The sequence below is a fragment of the Nonomuraea purpurea genome, from assembly GCF_042650645.1.
In the GTDB taxonomy this organism is placed as follows: domain Bacteria; phylum Actinomycetota; class Actinomycetes; order Streptosporangiales; family Streptosporangiaceae; genus Nonomuraea; species Nonomuraea purpurea.
Window position 1 is genome coordinate 1 of the sequence record NZ_JBHSBI010000076.1, and the last position, 2,001, is coordinate 2,001.

General features: G+C 66.2%; 1 protein-coding gene. It reads left to right on the forward strand.

Annotated elements, in window-relative coordinates; translation table 11 throughout:
- Positions 1–304: 304 nt before the first annotated feature.
- The coding region (locus tag ACFOY2_RS54570) for a choice-of-anchor P family protein (RefSeq protein ID WP_379536101.1) at positions 305–2,001 on the forward strand (1,697 nt) is incomplete at its 3' end.

Here is a 2,001-nt window from a genome sequence, read left to right on the forward strand (position 1 = left end):
GTGGGCGCCTCTCATCGGCAAGGGGTGGCCGACTGCGGCCAGTCGAGAACTTTCCGTAAGTGTCCTATTTACATCTATTCGCCGACAAGTCACTCTATGTCCGTGGCCACACCCCGCCTCGTTGATCAGCCGCTGGCGCTGAAAATGTCACCGAGGTTGTCAACCAATGCGATTTGGTATCCGCTCGCGCCAACACGTTAGGAGAAGGCGTCCCGGGGCGGTGCAATCATAGAAATTCTGCACGGGCAGCGATCCCAAATTCGTTATGGCGTAACGCCACGCCAGAAGGAATGACACCGTGAGAATGATCCGAGGATTACGGGCCGCCGTGTGCGTGGTGGCGGTCGGTGCGATGCTGGTGGCCGGGGTAGGGACGGCGTCCGCCGCGCCCGGGGTCACCCCGGCGGACGTGACGCTGAACCTGGACCCGGGCGGATCGACGACGATCGCCAAGACCGTGTCCACTCCGGCGATCCCGCCCAAGCCGGATATCGCATTCCTGATCGACACAACAGGGAGCATGGGCGGGGTCATCTCGAACGTGCGGACCAATGCGAACACCATCCTGTCCAACGTCGCTTCGGCGCAGCCGGACGCGCAGTTCGCGGTTGCCGAGTACAGGGACGTGTCGGCGGACGCGACGCCGTTCCGGGTGGCGCAGAACCTCACCGCCAACCAGACCGACGTCACCAACGGTCTCAACTCGCTGGCCGCGTCGGGCGGCGGCGACTTCCCCGAGGACGGCATCAACGGTCTGTTCCAGGTCGCGTCCGGGGCGGTCAACTTCCGGCCGAACAGCTCTCGGGTCGTGTTGCTGATCGGGGACGCCCCCAGCCATGACCCCAGCGGCGGCCATTCGCTGGCCGATGCGATCAGCGCCCTGCAGGCAGCCGACATCACCGCGCTCGCGTTCGACCTGAGCGGGCTGGACTCGACCGGGCAAGCGACCGCGATCACCAACGCCACGGGCGGACGGCTGTTCTCCGGCATCGACCCCTCGGAGGTCAGCGACACCATTCTGGCGGCCCTGCGCAACCTGCCGGTCACGGTCACTCACCAGCAGCGCGACTGCGACCCGAACCTGTCGGCGTCCTTGACCCCTGGCAGTCGGACGGTGACCAGCGGCGATGATGCCACCTTCACCGAGACCGTCTCCGTCGGCGCCGAAGCCGTACCGGGAAGCACCATCACCTGCAAGGTGGACTTCCTGATCAACGGCGTCCTGTCACCGGGCTTCACCGAAACGATCACCGAACACGTCCCGAAGGCGACCCCATCGATCGCCACGACGCCATCGGGCTCGGTGCCCGCAGGCGGGAACGTCTCTGATACGGCGACCCTGTCCGGCGGATACCACCCGACGGGCACCGTCACGTTCCAGCTATTCGCGCCCGGCGACACCGACTGTGCGAAGCCGATCGCGACCCGTACCGGGACGGTGTCCGGCAGCGGCACCGCCGCATCCGGCAACGTGACCATCGGCGCGGCCGGCACCTACCGCTGGAGCGCCACCTACAGCGGCGACGACCACAACAACTCCGTCACCTCACCGTGCAGCGCCGAACAAGTCATCGTCACGCCGCAGCGGCTGACCGGACGGGCCTACGGCCTGACCGCCGACGCCTCCCTGGCCGGCATCCAACTGGTCAAGATCACACCCACCCCCGACACCGGCCACATCTCCACCACCTCGACCGGAACCACCTCGGTGCCCTGCACCGCCACCCTCAGCGGACTGATCAGCGCGCACGCCCTGTGCGCCCAGGTCGCAACCACCGAATTCCCCGGCAAATCCGTAGCCACCGCCTCCATCGACGACACCACCGTCGGGATCACCGGCATCCCGGTGATCACCGTCAAGACCATCAAGTCCAGCTCCACCACCACCTGCGCTGGATCCAGCGGAACCACCACGATCGCCTTCCTCAAGGTCGGCAACACGGTGGTCATCGCAGAACCCACCAATATCCAACCCAACACCACGGTCAACGTCGGCGTCGT